Here is a 16210-nt window from a genome sequence, read left to right on the forward strand (position 1 = left end):
GAGAAATGCTTATGGATTTTGACCGTAATTCTATGACCGTCCCTGTGCAATCTTCCGATTATACGAAAAAGTTCTTGCAAAAGGACTCGAATCCCACTACAATGGAAGTGGTCACTCAAACCAATGCCGTCAAGTCTCCGACTGACAGCCCGAAAACCACGAAGCTGGTGTACACGGTGGAAGAGATTGCACGAATGCTGGCCATCAGCCTGCGCTCTGCTTACAACCTGTGCAACAGCACCACCGAATTCCGTGTCCTGCGGGTAGGCGGAAGCATCCGTGTACCGAAAGACAGTTTCGATGCGTGGCTCTACCGGGCAGCTTGATAAGGAGGCAACAGTATGGCATATATTACGAAACGCGGCAACTCTTATAGCGTCCGATACACTTATGAAGATGAGCACGGCAAGAGCTGCGACAAATGGGAGAGTTTTCCCACAAAAGAGGAGGCAACAAACCGAAAAAAGCAAATCGAGCATGAACTGGCGGCTGGTACTTTCCTGATTCCGTCCTCGGTGACGGTGGCAGAGTTCCTCATGGATTGGCTGCCCAAGCAGTGCAGCAAACACAAGTGGGCACCCAAGACCTACGAATCCAACCTTTCCACCATCCAGAACCTGATTATCCCCTATATCGGCAGCATGGAGATGCAGAAACTCAAGCCCTACCACATGGAGAACCTCTACACGACCCTGAGCAAAACGCCCTGCGGCTCGTATATCGAGGGCAAAAAGCAGGAGCTGACCGAAAAACAGAAGCAGCGGTTCCTTTCCGGCACCACCATCCACGAAGTGCATCGGCTGCTGGGTACTGCCTTCCAGTACGCTGTAGAATGGGGCATTCTTGTTAAAAGCCCTGTTCCCGTGGACAGCCCCAAGAAGTCCACACAGGAGCGCACCATCTGGACGGTAGAGGAAATGCGGGCGGCTCTGGACAGCATGGAGGACCCTATCCTGCATCTGGCAGTCCACCTCACATTGGTGGGCGCACTGCGAGAGGGCGAGGTCGTAGGTCTGACCCCGGAGGATCTCGATTTTGGTGCAGCAGATGGCGTCGGAACATTCCACATCAACAAATCCATGCAGCGGGTGCGAAAAGAAGCCCTGAATCAGGTGGACGATGGCTGCATCATCAAGGTATTCCCGGACAAGCTGGAGCGCAGCACCACTTCCCTTATCCTGAAAAGCACCAAAACGGCGTCCTCCTGCCGAACCATCTTCATGACCTCCGTACTGAAAGAGGAATTGAAGAAGTGGCTGAATCAGTTAGCAGCAAACGAGAGGAAAGACCCAGCACGTTACCATGACAGCGGAATGCTGTTCCGCCTGCCCAACGGTCTGGCGGTAGAGCCGGTGCTCATCCGCAAGAAGTTTCTGAAATGGCAGGACGCACACCCAGAGTTCCCCCGTATCGTGTTCCACGGTCTGCGGCATTCCAGTGCCACCTATCAGCTGATGATCTCCGGCGGCGATGTGAAGGCTGTGCAGGGTACAACAGGTCATGCTACGGCGGATATGCTGGTGAACACCTACGCCCATATCCAGCAGTCCTCTCGTGTAGAACTTGGGAAAAAGTTTGAGGAAGGGTTCTATGCGAAACAGGAAAGCCCCAGCCCACAGGCTGTACCCGCCGCAGGCGAACCGACCATCTCTATGACTGCTCTGCTGGAACTTCTGAAGAACGCCGACCCTGAAGTAAAGGCACAGCTCCGTCTTGCACTGCTGACCTGATGCAAAATTTACCACGCATTTCAAAGCAATTCCAGCTTATGCAGAGGATTCCCACGAAAAAGCCGACCGTGCAAAAACCGTGCATTGACCGTGCAGACCCCGAATTTTCGGGGTTACATAACAAAAAAGAACGCCAAATCTTACGATTTGACGTTCAATATCTGGTGCACCTCCAGGGACTCGAACCCTGGGCCCACTGATTAAGAGTCAGTTGCTCTACCAACTGAGCTAGAGGTGCATATTATCAGAATGCGGTTTCTTCATTCTGATAATCAAAAGTCGGCGACTACCTATTTTCACAAGCCGTTTCCAGCTAACTATCTTCGGCACAAGTAAGCTTAACTTCTGTGTTCGGAATGGGAACAGGTGGAACCTTACCGTCATCGACACCGACCGATCTGACTGAATCAGTATATCACATTTCTGCTTTACTGTCCAGTATTTTTAGAAGGACGTGCCTTCAAAACTGAATAATCACTGCTAACATTTTTTCGTTGACTTAAAAGTCTCAAGCGAATTGTGGTCAAGCCCTCGACCTATTAGTACACGCTTGCTGAATGGATCACTCCACTTACACATCGTGCCTATCAACCTTGTAGTCTTCAAGGGGTCTTACTTGTTTAAAACAATGGGATATCTTATCTTTGGGTCGGCTTCACGCTTAGATGCTTTCAGCGTTTATCCGATCCGTACATAGTTGCCCAGCTATGCCCTTGGCAGAACAACTGGTGCGCCAGAGGTACGTCCGCTCCGGTCCTCTCGTACTAGGAACAGCTCCCATCAAATATCCTGCGCCCACGACAGATAGGGACCGAACTGTCTCACGACGTTCTGAACCCAGCTCGCGTACCGCTTTAATTGGCGAACAGCCAAACCCTTGGGACCGAATACAGCCCCAGGATGCGATGAGCCGACATCGAGGTGCCAAACCTCCCCGTCGATGTGGACTCTTGGGGGAGATCAGCCTGTTATCCCCAGGGTAACTTTTATCCGTTGAGCGATGGCATTTCCACTCACATACCACCGGATCACTAACTCCAACTTTCGTTACTGCTCGACCCGTCAGTCTCGCAGTTAGGCTCGCTTCTGCGTTTGCACTCTTTTGCTTGATTTCCGTTCAAGCTGAGCGAACCTTTGAACGCCTCCGTTACTCTTTAGGAGGCGACCGCCCCAGTCAAACTGCCCACCTAACAATGTCCCCCGCCTTGATTCAAAGGCGCAGGTTAGAATTCCAATATCGCAAGGATGGTATCCCAACGGCCACTCCACAAATGCCAAAGCACTTGCTTCCCAGTGTCCCATCTATCCTGTGCATGCAACATCGAAACCCAATATTAGGCTACAGTAAAGCTCCATGGGGTCTTTCCGTCTTGTCGCGGGTAACCGGCATCTTCACCGGTACTACAATTTCGCCGGGCGGGCTGTCGAGACAGTGCCCAAATCATTACGCCTTTCATGCGGGTCAGAACTTACCTGACAAGGAATTTCGCTACCTTAGGACCGTTATAGTTACGGCCGCCGTTCACTGGGGCTTCGATTCAATGCTTGCACATCTCCTCTTAACCTTCCAGCACCGGGCAGGCGTCAGCTCGTATACGTCATCTTTCGATTTAGCACAAACCTGTGTTTTTGGTAAACAGTTGCTTGGGCCGATTCTCTGCGGCTCCATCTCTGGAGCACCCCTTCTCCCGAAGTTACGGGGTCAATTTGCCGAGTTCCTTAACAACCCTTCTCCCGTTGGCCTTAGAATCTTCTTCCTACCTACCTGTGTCGGTTTGCGGTACGGGCACCGCAGAAATACACACAGCTTTTCTCGCCATCTTCCATCCCGGACTTCGGTACTAATTTCCCTCGATCGCTACCGGAACCAACACCCGGCTCCGAGACTTCAAATGTGTCCCTGTGTTTAACTCTTTTGGTGGTGACGGAATCTCTACCGTCTGTGCATCGGCTACGCCGTTAGGCCTCACCTTAGCTCCCGACTAACCTGGAGCGGACGAACCTTCCTCCAGAAACCTGAGGCTTTCGGCCATGCAGATTCTCACTGCATTCGCGCTACTCATTCCGGCATTCTCACTTCTATACACTCCACAGCCGCTTGCGCTACTGTTTCACCGCGTATACAACGCTCCCCTACCCAATACATTGCTGTATTGCCTAAGCTTCGGTGTCAGGTTTAGCCCCGTTAAATTCTCCGCGCAAAGACGCTCGACCAGTGAGCTATTACGCACTCTTTGAATGTGTGGCTGCTTCTGAGCCAACATCCTGGTTGTCTACGTATCTTCACATCGTTTTCCACTTAACCTGACTTTGGGACCTTAGCTGTAGATCTGGGCTGTTTCCCTTTTGACAATGACATTTATCTGACACTGTCTGACTCCCAAGCATCAATACTCTGGCATTCTGAGTTTGATAAGCTTCGCTAACCTCTCGGCCGCTAGGCTATTCAGTGCTTTACCTCCAGGTATCTAACTTGAGGCTAGTCCTAAAACTATTTCGGGGAGAACCAGCTATCTCCGGGTTCGATTGGAATTTCTCCGCTACCCACAGTTCATCCGCCGCCTTTTCAACGGAGGTCGGTTCGGTCCTCCATGGAATTTTACTTCCACTTCAACCTGACCATGGGTAGGTCACCCGGTTTCGGGCCCATTGTATGCAACTTAACGCCCTTTTCAAACTCGCTTTCGCTTCGGCTCCAGACCTTAAGTCCTTAACCTTGCTGCATACAATCGCTCGCCGGACCGTTCTACAAAAAGTACCCTATCACACATTGACGTGCTCTAGGTGCTTGTAGGCACAGGGTTTCAGGTTCTTTTTCACTCCCCTCCCGGGGTGCTTTTCACCTTTCCTTCACAGTACTATACGCTATCGGTCACTGGATAGTATTTAGGGTTGGAGGGTGGTCCCCCCATATTCCGACCAGGTTTCACGTGTCTGGCCGTACTCTGGAACTCGCTCAGCTCTTGTCGTTTTCACCTACGTGGTTCTCACACTCTCTGACCGGCCTTCCCATGCCGTTCGGTTAACAACTCAAGTCCTAAATGCGGTCCGTACCCCGGAAGTATTTCTACTTCCGGTTTGCCCTCTTCCGCGTTCGCTCGCCACTACTTACGGAATCTCGTTTGATGTCTCTTCCTCGCCCTACTTAGATGTTTCAGTTCAGGCGGTTCCCTCGATATACCTATTTTTAAGTTCAGTATAACGTACCTGAGTATGAACCCAGGTGAGTTTCCTCATTCAGAAATCTCCGGATCAATGCTTATTTGCAGCTCCCCGAAGCTTATCGCAGCTTATCACGTCTTTCATCGGCTCCCAGTGCCAAGGCATTCGCCCTGCGCCCTTGTTCGCTTGACCTTTCAAACGTTCTTTTGGAACATTTGGTATCCTCTTGATTCTCTCTTGCCAACGAAGATTATTGTTACCCTTCCTTTTGAAATTGTAATATTTCTTAAAAAAGAACTTACTATAATCTTTGTTTCGCAGTTATTATTCAGTTTTCAAGGTACGTCTTTGAGTGTCCTTTTCAGGGCCCTCAAAATCGAACAATATCTACTTAAACTCTCACGTATCACCTGTTCCAATGACTGACCATCTTAGATGCTCTGTCATTGCCTGACTCCTTAGAAAGGAGGTGATCCAGCCGCAGGTTCTCCTACGGCTACCTTGTTACGACTTCACCCCAATCACCAGTTTTACCTTCGGCGGCGTCCTCCTTGCGGTTAGACTACCGACTTCGGGTCCCCCCGGCTCTCATGGTGTGACGGGCGGTGTGTACAAGGCCCGGGAACGTATTCACCGCAGCATGCTGATCTGCGATTACTAGCAATTCCGACTTCGTGCAGGCGAGTTGCAGCCTGCAGTCCGAACTGGGACGTTGTTTCTGAGTTTTGCTCCACCTCGCGGTCTTGCTTCTCTTTGTTTAACGCCATTGTAGTACGTGTGTAGCCCAAGTCATAAAGGGCATGATGATTTGACGTCATCCCCACCTTCCTCCGTTTTGTCAACGGCAGTCTGGCCAGAGTCCTCTTGCGTAGTAACTGACCATAAGGGTTGCGCTCGTTGCGGGACTTAACCCAACATCTCACGACACGAGCTGACGACAACCATGCACCACCTGTCTCTGCGTCCCGAAGGAAAGTTCTGTTTCCAGAACCGTCGCAGGATGTCAAGACTTGGTAAGGTTCTTCGCGTTGCGTCGAATTAAACCACATACTCCACTGCTTGTGCGGGCCCCCGTCAATTCCTTTGAGTTTCAACCTTGCGGTCGTACTCCCCAGGTGGATTACTTATTGTGTTAACTGCGGCACTGAAGGGGTCAATCCTCCAACACCTAGTAATCATCGTTTACAGTGTGGACTACCAGGGTATCTAATCCTGTTTGCTACCCACACTTTCGAGCCTCAGCGTCAGTTGGTGCCCAGTAGGCCGCCTTCGCCACTGGTGTTCCTCCCGATATCTACGCATTCCACCGCTACACCGGGAATTCCGCCTACCTCTGCACTACTCAAGAAAAACAGTTTTGAAAGCAGTTCATGGGTTGAGCCCATGGATTTCACTTCCAACTTGTCTTCCCGCCTGCGCTCCCTTTACACCCAGTAATTCCGGACAACGCTTGTGACCTACGTTTTACCGCGGCTGCTGGCACGTAGTTAGCCGTCACTTCCTTGTTGAGTACCGTCATTATCTTCCTCAACAACAGGAGTTTACAATCCGAAGACCTTCTTCCTCCACGCGGCGTCGCTGCATCAGGGTTTCCCCCATTGTGCAATATTCCCCACTGCTGCCTCCCGTAGGAGTCTGGGCCGTGTCTCAGTCCCAATGTGGCCGTTCAACCTCTCAGTCCGGCTACCGATCGTCGCCTTGGTGGGCCATTACCTCACCAACTAGCTAATCGGACGCGAGGCCATCTCAAAGCGGATTGCTCCTTTTCCCTCTGGTCGATGCCGACCCGTGGGCTTATGCGGTATTAGCAGTCGTTTCCAACTGTTGTCCCCCTCTTTGAGGCAGGTTCCTCACGCGTTACTCACCCGTTCGCCACTCGCTCAAGAAAGCAAGCTCTCTCTCGCTCGTTCGACTTGCATGTGTTAGGCGCGCCGCCAGCGTTCGTCCTGAGCCAGGATCAAACTCTTTATAAATGATATTTATCACTTAAAAGTGTTAAATCTTGTTTCGCTCAGCACGCAATCGCTTGCGTCCTGTGTGAATTACTTTTGTTTGGAATTGTTTTACATGTTCTTCCAACATGAAAATAGGTTCCGTTACAAGTTCTTTCGATATTGTTCAATTTTCAAGGTCCTGTGCGCCGCAGCCTTGCGGCTGACGACTTGATTATTTTACCACAGAAGCGGTTTTTTGTCAAGCACTTTTTTGAGAAGCTTTTGAAGTTTTGTGAACTTGGAACGCTTTGGGTTTCTCGGTATCAGCCGGAACTTTTCAGCGTCTATTGGTTCTTTTCAAAGGCTTCCTGCTGAGCTTTCAGAAGTCATTCTTTTGTCTCAGCGCTTGGCGCTCAAGTATAATACCACACCCCGGCAATCTTGTCAACACTTTTTGACATCTTTTTTCCAATTTCTTTGCGCAGGGGAAGATCGCCCTCTCAGGCGCTCCCGCGCCAGACTCCCCCTTTTGTCACCTGCGGTGACATCTTCCCCCGGAGCGGGGGAAGTCTTTCCTCAAAGGGAGAGCCAAGCCGTAAAGTTCAGCACTAAAGTATTAGGTATAATGAGGAAGTTTCCGGCAGTGCTCTTGGCTCTCCCTTTGGGAGAGCTGTCACCGCAGGTGACTGAGAGGGCGCAGGGCGCGTACCCCATTCCCCCAGCAAAAGCCTTGCGTATCGGCGGCGGGTGCGCTATTATATATTATATACATTATAGAGCGCTGCGAAAGGAGCCCTGATCATGATCCTCACCGTCAATATCGGCAACACCCACATCACCGTGGGCGGCTACGAACAAGATACCCTTATCTTCTGTGGGCGACTGCACTCCGACCCTGCTGCCACGGTGGAGGAATACGCCATCCGGCTGGTGAATCTGTTGCAGCTGTACGGAGCATCCCCGGCGCAGATCGAGGGCGGCATTCTGGGCAGCGTGGTGCCCGTGCTCAGCGGGCGAGTGCTGGCAGCCTTACAGCTTTTATGCAAGGCGCGCATCCTGTCCGTGGGGCCGGGGCTGAAAAGCGGCATCAAGCTGCGACTGGACAATCCCGCGCAGCTGGGTGCAGAGCTGCTGTGCGGCGCGGTGGCAGCGCTGGCGGAGTGCCCCGGGCCGCTGGTGGTCATCTCGGCAGACACCGCCATCTCCCTGATGGCGGTGAACGCCAAGCAGGAGCTTGTGGGCGGCGTGATCCTGCCCGGGCCGCAGCTTTCCATGAATGCGCTGGTGCAAAAGACTGCCCAGCTGCCCCAGATCGACCCTGCCGCCCGCGCCTCGGACTCGGTGCTGGGCAAGAGCACCTCGGCCTGTTTGCAAAACGGCTTTGTGCTGGGCACTGCCAGTATGCTGGACGGTCTGGCCGACCGCTTCTGCGCCGAGCTTGGCGCACAGACCGCCTTTTACGCAACCGGCGACCTTCCCCGCTCCATCCGGGAGGCCTGCCGCACCCCCATCCACTACCGCGAGACCCTGATCACCGACGGCCTGCACCGCATCTGGCTGCGAAACCGGAAGGGTTGACGATTTTCGTTTGCATTTTGCATCTTGATGTGTTATACTGTGTTGTACCCACCAAAGGGATACGGCATTTGCGATCGTAGCTCAGCTGGATAGAGCGTTCGGCTCCGACCCGGAAGGCCAGAGGTTCGAATCCTCCCGGTCGCACCAAGGACTGCTGCACAGGTTTTGTGCAGCAGTCCTTTTTATTTATTTTATCGAATCCATCTTGCAAAAGCGGCGCAGTGCCTTATAATAGAGGCTGTGCCCCGGTGTGCGCGGGTACGGTTAGGATGTATAGGATAAAGGGAAAAAAGAATATGGCTTCTCAAACGAATACGCTAACGGAAGGCCCTCTGGCCAAGCAGATCTTTCTGGTCAGTCTGCCGTTGGCGCTTTCCAACCTGCTGCAGGTGCTGTTCAACATGTCGGACGTGGCGGTGGTGGGGCGCTTTGCCGGGTCTACGGCGCTGGGCGCTGTGGGCTCCACCAGCACGCTGGTGACCCTGTTCACCGGCTTTCTCATCGGTCTGAGCAACGGCATCAACGTGCTGGTGGCGCGGTTTTACGGTGCGCGCCACCCCAAGGACGTGGAAAAGACCGTCCACTCGGCGGCCATCATCAGCGCCGTTGCCGGTGTGGCGTTGCTGCTCATCGGCCTGCTGGGCTCCCCCGCCATGCTGCGGCTGCTGAACACCAAAGAGGATCTGCTGCCCGGCGCTATTTTGTATCTGCGGGTGTATTTTCTGGGTATGCCGGCGCTGGCGCTGTACAACTTTGGCAACGCGGTGTTCAGCTCCATCGGCGACACCAAAAAGCCGCTGCTCTACCTTTCTATTGCCGGTGCACTGAACATTCTGCTGAACCTGTTCTTTGTCATCGTGTGCGATTTGAGCGTGGTGGGCGTGGCGCTGGCCAGCGCCATCAGCCAGTGTGTTTCCGCTTTTCTGATCCTGCGGGCGCTGACCCGGGTGCAGGACTGCTACGCGCTGGACGTACATAAATTACAGCTGGACCCGGTGCAGGCTAAGAGCATTCTTGCACTGGGCGTACCTGCCGGATTGCAGAACGCTATTTTTGCCATTGCCAACCTGTTCATTCAGGCGGGCGTCAACTCCTTTGACTCCCTGATGGTCAAGGGCAACAGTGCCGCCGCCAATGCGGACGGGCTGATTTACGACTGCATGGCGGCCTTCTACATGGCCTGCGCCAGCTTTATGAGCCAGAACTACGGCGCGGGACGGCCTGACCGGGTGAAGAAGAGCTACTTCATCAGTCTGGGCTACTCCTTCGGCGTGGGGTTTGTGCTGGGTGCGGCGCTGTTCTTCTGCGGGCCGGCCTTCCTTGCGCTGTTCACCACCGAAGCCGCCGTTATCGATGCCGGCATGAAGCGCGTAGCCGTGATGGCCTTTGCCTACTGCGTCTCGGCCTTTATGGACTGCACCATCGCTGCCTCCCGCGGGCTGGGCAAGACGGTGGTGCCTACCGTCATCGTGGTGCTGGGCTCCTGCGTATTCCGGGTGATCTGGGTGTACACCATCTTTGCCCACTTCCACACCATCCCGGCACTGTACCTGCTGTATCCGTGCAGCTGGATCCTGACCGCGCTGGCAGAGATCGCCTATTTTGCCAGCTGCTACAAGCGTGCAATGGCTATCTTCCGCAAGCCTGCGGCGGCGTAAGAGGAAATATGATATAAAAAGGGCTGCTGCACGGTTTGTGCAGCAGCCCTTTGTTTATGCTTTTGTCAGGGGGTCAGAGCGCAGCTCAGATCTCCTTCTTCAGGGTCTCGCCCATGATGTAGCCGTAGGTCAGAGCGGCGTCGAAGCCCATGCCGTACTGCTTGGCGTCCTTCTCCTCGATGGAGCCGCAGACGTCGCCGGCAGCGTACAGGCCGGGGATAGCCTTCTTGTCCTCGGTCAGGACGTGGCAATCGGTGTCGATGGCCAGACCTGCGGTGGTCAGGTAGAAGGTGGGGTCCACGCGGATGGCCCACAGACCGTCGCGGGTCTCGATGTAGGGGCAGTTGCGGCGGCCGAACTCGTCCGGCTCGCCGGCCAGAGCGGCAGCGTTGTTTGCCTCGATGGCGTCTGCCAGATTGGGCAGGTTCAACTCCTCGGAAGCCTTCTCCACGCTGTCGTAGTGCACAGCCTCGCCCTTCTCGAACATGGCAACGTAACCGTTGAAGCCGTAGGCCTCGCTGTCGCGCAGCTTGACGGCAGAGGACTCGTCGAACACATAGTAGAAGGTGTCGCCGTTGTCCTTGTTCAGCTTTGCCTTGGCCATGGTGTAGTGGTTATCGGAGACGATGTTGCCGATGTTGTCGCCCTTGATGTTGACCATGATGCCGGGGGCAGTCTGGTGGATGAAGGCCAGCTCGAACTTGCTCTTGTAGCTGGACAGGAAGGCGGGCAGAGCGCGGTTTGCGCACTCCACATAGCCGCCGGCGTCGATACCCATCTGGATGCCCTCGCCGGTCATGCTGGAGGCGCAATTGAAGAAGAAGTCGGCGTAATCGGGGCTGTACTTCTTCAGCATTTCGGGGTTCTTGGCAAAACCGCCGGAAGCAAGGCAGACAGCCTTGCCGCGCAGGGTGTAGCTTGCGCCGTTCTCGCCCTTAGCGTGGAAGCCCACAACACGGCCGCTCTCGTCCTTGATCAGGTCGGTGACGCTGGTGGAGTAGATGATCTTGCCCTTCTCGTACTTTTCCACGCGCTGTGCCATGAACATCATGGCGTAGCCTGCGCCGCCCTCGTAGCAGCCGGGTGCCAGATACGGGGTGGAAGCGCCGTACTGGGTAGCGCTTTCGTAGTTGCCCATGGTGTTGAAGCCGATGCCGATGCCTGCCATCCAGTCCACCAGATCGCCGGCGACGGTGTACTGCTTGGTCATGTAGGGCATTTCACCGTTGAAGAACTCGGTGCGGTGGTACTTCTCCATGCTCTGCCAGAAGTTCATCATGCCCTCCAGCGTGCCCATGGCAGAGTTGCGGAAGCTGCCGTCCACATCGTAGTTGTACTGCAGCTTGGAGCCCGCGGTGGCAACGCCGCCGTAGGTCATGGACATGGAGCCGCCGGGGATATCGCGCTTCTCCACCAGAATGACGCTGTAGCCGGCCTCCAGCAGGCGGCAGGCGCAGGTCAGGCCGGAGGTACCGGCACCCATGATGACGACATCGGCCTCTTCCTCGATGACCTCGTTGGAGGCAGCGATGGTGACCTCCTTGGAGAAGTCGTCCACGTTATAACCGGCCAGCTCGATGGCCTCCTTCACGGCTGCCTTGACAGCCATGGAGGTGATGGAGGAGCCGCGCAGGTTGGGCACGTTGACGCTCTGGTGCTCGACGATGGCGGCAGGGATGCGGGAGCAGGCATAGTTGCCGATGCCGATGGTCTCCTCGTGAGACAGCACCTCACAGGCAGTGATCTTGCCATCAAAGAAGGTGGTGGCAACGTGCACCCAGCTTTCGTGACCCATTGCCTTGGTGACGTACTTGCCGTCTACCGGGGAGGAGGGCTTGGTCACAGCGGAGGAGGCAGCAGAGGAAGCTGCGGAGGAAGCGGGAGCACCGGTGGTGCTGGAAGCGGAGTTGCCGCAGGCGGTCAGCAGACCGGCAGCAGCTGCGCCCATGGTGCCCACAGCGGCACCGCGCATAAAGTTGCGACGAGAGATCTTAGCCATAAGGTTCGCCTTTCTTTTTCTTTTCTCTTCTTTTTTGCGTTTTTCCTGTTCCTTCGTGCATTTTGAACATTGATACGATTATAGCAAAGTTTTGTCCCGGTGTGAAATACAAATTTGTGCCCGGATTTATCAAATCTCTTTATAAATCACTTTCTCTTTACGGCCTGTGCGGAATCCTGTATAATAAAGATGACCAGCTTTTTACACAAGGAGGGGCGCCGTTCTATGACGATTTACCAGTTGGAGTGCTTTATTGCCGTAGCAGAGGAGCTGAATTTCAGCGCCGCTGCCGAGCGGCTGTTCACCACCCAGCCCGCCATCACCTACCAGATCAACGCATTGGAAAAGGAGACCGGGCTGCACCTGTTCGAGCGCACCACCCGCCGCACCAAGCTGACCGCTGCCGGACAGTCCTTTTATCTGGACATGGTGCAGATGACCAGCTTTGGCAGACAGGCGCTGAAGAAAGCGCAGGATATTCAGGACGCCGACCGCTCCCGCCTGACGGTGGGGCTGCGGCAGCTATTCGACTACGGCACTTTTTCCAGCATTCTGACCGAGTTCCAGCACCAGTTCCCCAACGCCTGCGTGGACGTTGTGCCGCAGGACAACCGCCGCCCGCTGGAGCAGCTGCGCTCCGGGCAGCTGGACATCGGCTTCTTCTACACCACCGAGCACTCCCGCGACCGGGACATCTCCTTTACGCCCCTGTTCTCGCTGGGGTACCATGTGCTGATGAACCCCAACTCTCCCCTTGCCGACCGGCGGGCGCTGCATCTGGCAGACCTGAAAGGGCAGAGCGTGGTGTCCTCCGGCGCGTTCGACAGCTTTCTGTCTGCCTGTCAGGGGCCGTCGCTGGAGCAGCTGGCGCAGGTGGGGGTGGATTGCAGCAAGATCACCCCCAGCTTTGAGGGCGCGCTCATCATGATCCAGATGGGCACTGCCATGTCCATCGTGCCCTGCCTGTCCACGGCGGTGATCCCGGGCATCGTCAAGGTGCCGCTGCTGGATTTTCCCCCGGTGACGGTGGAGATCGCCGCCATGCGCCACGCACCCCGGCTGGAGGTGCAGTCCTTCATCGAGATCGCCAAGCAGAAGTACGCCCATCACCATGACCCACTGTTGATGGAGACGCTGATCTGAGGCACAGCTGCTACTGTTCAAAAGTCCCCTATGACCCATAGAGTTTTGAACAGTTACTTTTTCTGCGCCAAAACACGCAGAACGATGCGCTTTTTGCCCCGACTCTTCAAAAGTAGCCAAAGTTTTGAAGAGTTGCAAACACAACGAAACTACGTTACTTTTAGATACTATTCAATATAAAAAAGTGGCAATGATGTCCGACTCTTCAAAAGTCCCCTTGTGTCATAGGGCTTTGCCGCCTGTTCTGAACAGCAGCACCTGCCCTGTAAAAGCAGAAAGCCGGACGGCCCGCAGGCTGCCCGGCTTTTTACTTTTCTGCTTTTACTGATAATCGTGGTTGAGGAACAGGGCCTTGATGACCACCACCTCGTCGTATTCCTCCTGCTCCACCTGCACGTCCGCGTTCAGGCTCTTCAGGCGTGCCTTGACCGCATCCAGTGCCTCGGGCACGGTGACGGCGCGGCCCTCCTCCACGGCGTCCATCATCTGCTTGAGCACGATGGGGTGGGCGTACCAGCTTGCCACCGGGAACGCCCCGTGGGGGTAGTGCTTGACATACTCTGCCATGGCGGCCTCGGCCTTTTCTGCACGCTTCATGATGGCGTTGTTGTTATTGTGGGCGGTGGGCAGCATATTGTAGCTGGAAAACAGGAAGATGGCGGCAAAGCCGAACAGCGCAAAGTACACGCCGTAGCTGCCGGTGTGGCTGAACACAGAATACAGGCCGTAGACCGCCGCCGCAACGCCCAGCACAAAGATCGCCAGCGCCACATAGCGGTACACCGGTTTGCTTTGCAGCTGCGCACGCTTGCGGCGCTCGGCAGCGCTCAGCTCAGCGGAAAGCTCCGGCTTTGCATCCAGATACTCCTTTGCCCGGCGCAGCAGGGTAAGGCTGTGCTGCGCGTCCTCGGAAAGCTCCGGCAGCTTGCGGGCGGCCTTTTCGGCGGCCTTTTTCTCCAGCGCCTGCTCACCGGCAGCGCTCAGCAGATGCAGCTGCGGCTGCTCCTTGGCAAGCACTTCCAGCAAAGCGTCCACGTCCCGCTCGTCCTTGAAGTTGCACTGCTTCTGCTTGCCGCCGTCGTACTCCACCACAAGATAGGCCATGGAGGCAAACACGCCCTTGCCGGAAAAACCGCCGGAACTCATAGCCACCCGCTTGAACACCCGGGTGATGCTGCTGTAAGGCAGATAATAGCGGCGGTCGATGTAAAAGCTGTTCAGGTACAGCGCCTTTTTGCCTACGCCGCAGGGGCCGATCTTCCGGCAGGCTTTTTTGTCTGCCTCCAACTCCTGCGGGTCAAGCTTTGCCATGCCCAGCTGTGCGGGTTTGAAAATCATGGGTAGTTCCCTTCTTTGCTTTAAATTCTACGCCCCTATTTTCCCACGGGACGGGGGCAATTGCAAGCCCTGATTTTTTCAAAAAACAGCGCCCGCCGCTGTACGGTCAGGCAGCGGCGGGCGCAGGTTACTTACGGAAATATAGAGCCGTCAGTTCCTTATGCCTTGGAAGCAGAGTGCTTCTTGGTAGCATGGAGGAACAGAGCCAGCATTGCGATGGCAAAGACGATGCCGATGGGGTAAGCAACGGCGGTGTTGTAAGCCACCAGCTTGCCGTCCGCATAGGTGTTGATCATCTTGCCCAGGCACTCGGGAGCCAGCACGAAGTAGGTGCAGGACACAGCGCTCATAAAGGTTGCAGGCACGGCGGTGATCCAGAAGTTCTTCTTCTCCTTGAACAGGTACATGGAAGCAGCCCACAGGACGATCATAGCCAGCGTCTGGTTGGTCCAGCTGAAGTAACGCCAGATGACGGTGTAGTTGATGAAGCCCAGTGCGTTGCCGATGCCAAGGAAAGCACCAACGCCCAGCACGGGGATGCAGAGCTTCAGGCGGTTTGCGTAGCTGTCCTGATCGATCTTGAGCCAGTCGGACAGGGTCAGACGAGCGGAACGGAAGGCGGTATCACCAGAGGTGATGGGGCAGATAACGACACCGATCATAGCCAGTGCCACGCCAACCTTACCCATGGTCTTGAGGCAGACGTCGTAGATAGCGGCAGACTGACCGGCAGCCAGAGCCTCGGCCAGACCGACCATCTTGCCGTCGGTGATGGTGTACAGTGCGCAGCCAGCAGCAGCCCAGATCAGAGCGATGATGCCCTCGCTGACCATTGCACCGTAGAATACGAAGTGACCCTGCTTCTCACTCTTCATGCAGCGAGCCATCAGAGGCGACTGGGTGGAGTGGAAACCGGAGATAGCACCACAGGCAACGGTGATGAACATGAAGCTCCAGATGGGGGTGTTAGAGGGGTGCATATTGCTGAAGTTTGCCCAGATCTCGGGGATGGTGTAGGCGGGGTTGGTGAAGATACCAAAGATAACGCCCACAGCCATGATGATCAGGCAGATGCCGAACAGGGGGTAGATCTTACCGATGATGGCATCAATGGAGATAAAGGTTGCGATGAAGTAGTACACCAGAATGATGATCAGCCAGAACAGAGTGGTGGTCACCACACCGGACATACCGCCGTTCTTGCACAGGGTAACGATCAGGCCTGCGGGACCCACTGCGAACACGGTACCGACCATGATCAGCAGCACCACAGAGAACACACGCATGATGTTCTGCATCACAGGGCCCAGATAGCGGCCGGTGACCTCAGCGATGGAAGCGCCGTCGTTGCGCTCGCTCATCATGCCGGAGAAGTAGTCATGTACGCCGCCGGCAAAGATGGTGCCGAAGGTGATCCACAGGAACACCACGGGACCCCACAGAGCACCCTGCAGTGCACCGAAGATGGGGCCCAGACCTGCAATGTTCAGCAGCTGGACGAGGAACAGCTTCCACTGGGGCATCACAACGTAGTCAACGCCATCGTTGATGCGCACAGCAGGAGTTTCGCGGTCGTCCGGTCCGAACGTGTTGTCCACGATCTTACCATAGACAAAGTAGCCGATGATAAGGAGCGCCAGACACAGTAAGAAACTAATCATACCAGAA

The 16210-nt window shown here is 55.2% G+C and carries 8 protein-coding genes, 2 tRNA genes and 3 rRNA genes; 6 read left to right on the forward strand and 7 right to left on the reverse strand.

The genetic code is table 11. The features are described 5' to 3' along the window. The first annotated feature begins 11 nt into the window (after window positions 1-11). Together MTP39_RS13715 and MTP39_RS13720 are read left to right on the forward strand one after the other, a co-directional pair. Window positions 12-326 (forward strand): helix-turn-helix domain-containing protein, encoded by a 315-nt coding sequence (locus MTP39_RS13715; RefSeq protein WP_249240939.1) that lies wholly within the window; start codon window positions 12-14, stop codon window positions 324-326. Window positions 327-341: 15 nt separating this feature from the next. Then, entirely contained in the window at window positions 342-1730 is a 1389-nt protein-coding gene (locus tag MTP39_RS13720) for a site-specific integrase (protein ID WP_249240940.1), read from the forward strand. A 162-nt stretch (window positions 1731-1892) separates the two neighbouring features. Here MTP39_RS13720 and MTP39_RS13725 read toward each other — a convergent pair. From MTP39_RS13725 to MTP39_RS13740, 4 genes are all read right to left on the reverse strand, one after another. Further along, window positions 1893-1968: transfer RNA gene (locus tag MTP39_RS13725), tRNA-Lys, on the reverse strand. A 39-nt stretch (window positions 1969-2007) separates the two neighbouring features. Continuing rightward, window positions 2008-2124 (reverse strand): 5S ribosomal RNA (gene rrf / locus MTP39_RS13730). Window positions 2125-2249: 125 nt separating this feature from the next. Then, window positions 2250-5084: ribosomal RNA gene (locus MTP39_RS13735) — 23S ribosomal RNA — on the reverse strand. A gap of 270 nt (window positions 5085-5354) precedes the next feature. Continuing rightward, window positions 5355-6865, reverse strand: a 16S ribosomal RNA gene (locus MTP39_RS13740). Together the 16S, 23S and 5S rRNA genes with 1 tRNA gene alongside form the textbook arrangement of a ribosomal RNA operon. 762 nt (window positions 6866-7627) lie before the next feature. Between MTP39_RS13740 and MTP39_RS13745 the strand changes: the two genes are divergently transcribed. The 3 genes from MTP39_RS13745 to MTP39_RS13755 all read left to right on the forward strand — a co-directional run bounded on the left by MTP39_RS13745 (window position 7628) and on the right by MTP39_RS13755 (window position 10062). Continuing rightward, window positions 7628-8404, forward strand: coding sequence for a type III pantothenate kinase (locus tag MTP39_RS13745; RefSeq protein WP_249240941.1), 777 nt, complete (start codon window positions 7628-7630; stop codon window positions 8402-8404). A gap of 70 nt (window positions 8405-8474) precedes the next feature. Further along, a tRNA-Arg gene (locus MTP39_RS13750) sits at window positions 8475-8551 on the forward strand. A 149-nt stretch (window positions 8552-8700) separates the two neighbouring features. Further along, window positions 8701-10062, forward strand: a complete 1362-nt coding sequence (locus MTP39_RS13755; protein WP_249240942.1) for an MATE family efflux transporter — start codon at window positions 8701-8703, stop codon at window positions 10060-10062. Window positions 10063-10147: 85 nt separating this feature from the next. On the opposite strand, the gene MTP39_RS13760 is transcribed toward MTP39_RS13755, so the two are convergent. Next, window positions 10148-12061, reverse strand: a complete 1914-nt coding sequence (locus MTP39_RS13760) for an FAD-dependent oxidoreductase (protein WP_249240943.1) — start codon at window positions 12059-12061, stop codon at window positions 10148-10150. A 225-nt stretch (window positions 12062-12286) separates the two neighbouring features. On the opposite strand from MTP39_RS13760, the gene MTP39_RS13765 reads away from it, so the two are divergent. After that, window positions 12287-13204 carry a LysR family transcriptional regulator gene (locus MTP39_RS13765; protein WP_249240944.1) on the forward strand — a complete coding sequence of 306 codons (918 nt, stop codon included), beginning with the start codon at window positions 12287-12289 and terminating at the stop codon, window positions 13202-13204. Between the two features lie 321 nt (window positions 13205-13525). Here the strand turns inward: MTP39_RS13765 and MTP39_RS13770 are convergent, their stop codons facing one another. After that, complete coding sequence (locus tag MTP39_RS13770) at window positions 13526-14542, reverse strand: ATPase P (protein WP_249240945.1); 1017 nt, start codon at window positions 14540-14542, stop codon at window positions 13526-13528. Window positions 14543-14700: 158 nt separating this feature from the next. Beyond that, window positions 14701-16203 (reverse strand): carbon starvation CstA family protein, encoded by a 1503-nt coding sequence (locus MTP39_RS13775; RefSeq protein WP_249240946.1) that lies wholly within the window; start codon window positions 16201-16203, stop codon window positions 14701-14703. Window positions 16204-16210: the final 7 nt, after the last annotated feature.

The sequence above is a fragment of the Faecalibacterium sp. I3-3-33 genome (assembly GCF_023347295.1).
Classification (GTDB): Bacteria; Bacillota; Clostridia; order Oscillospirales; family Ruminococcaceae; genus Faecalibacterium.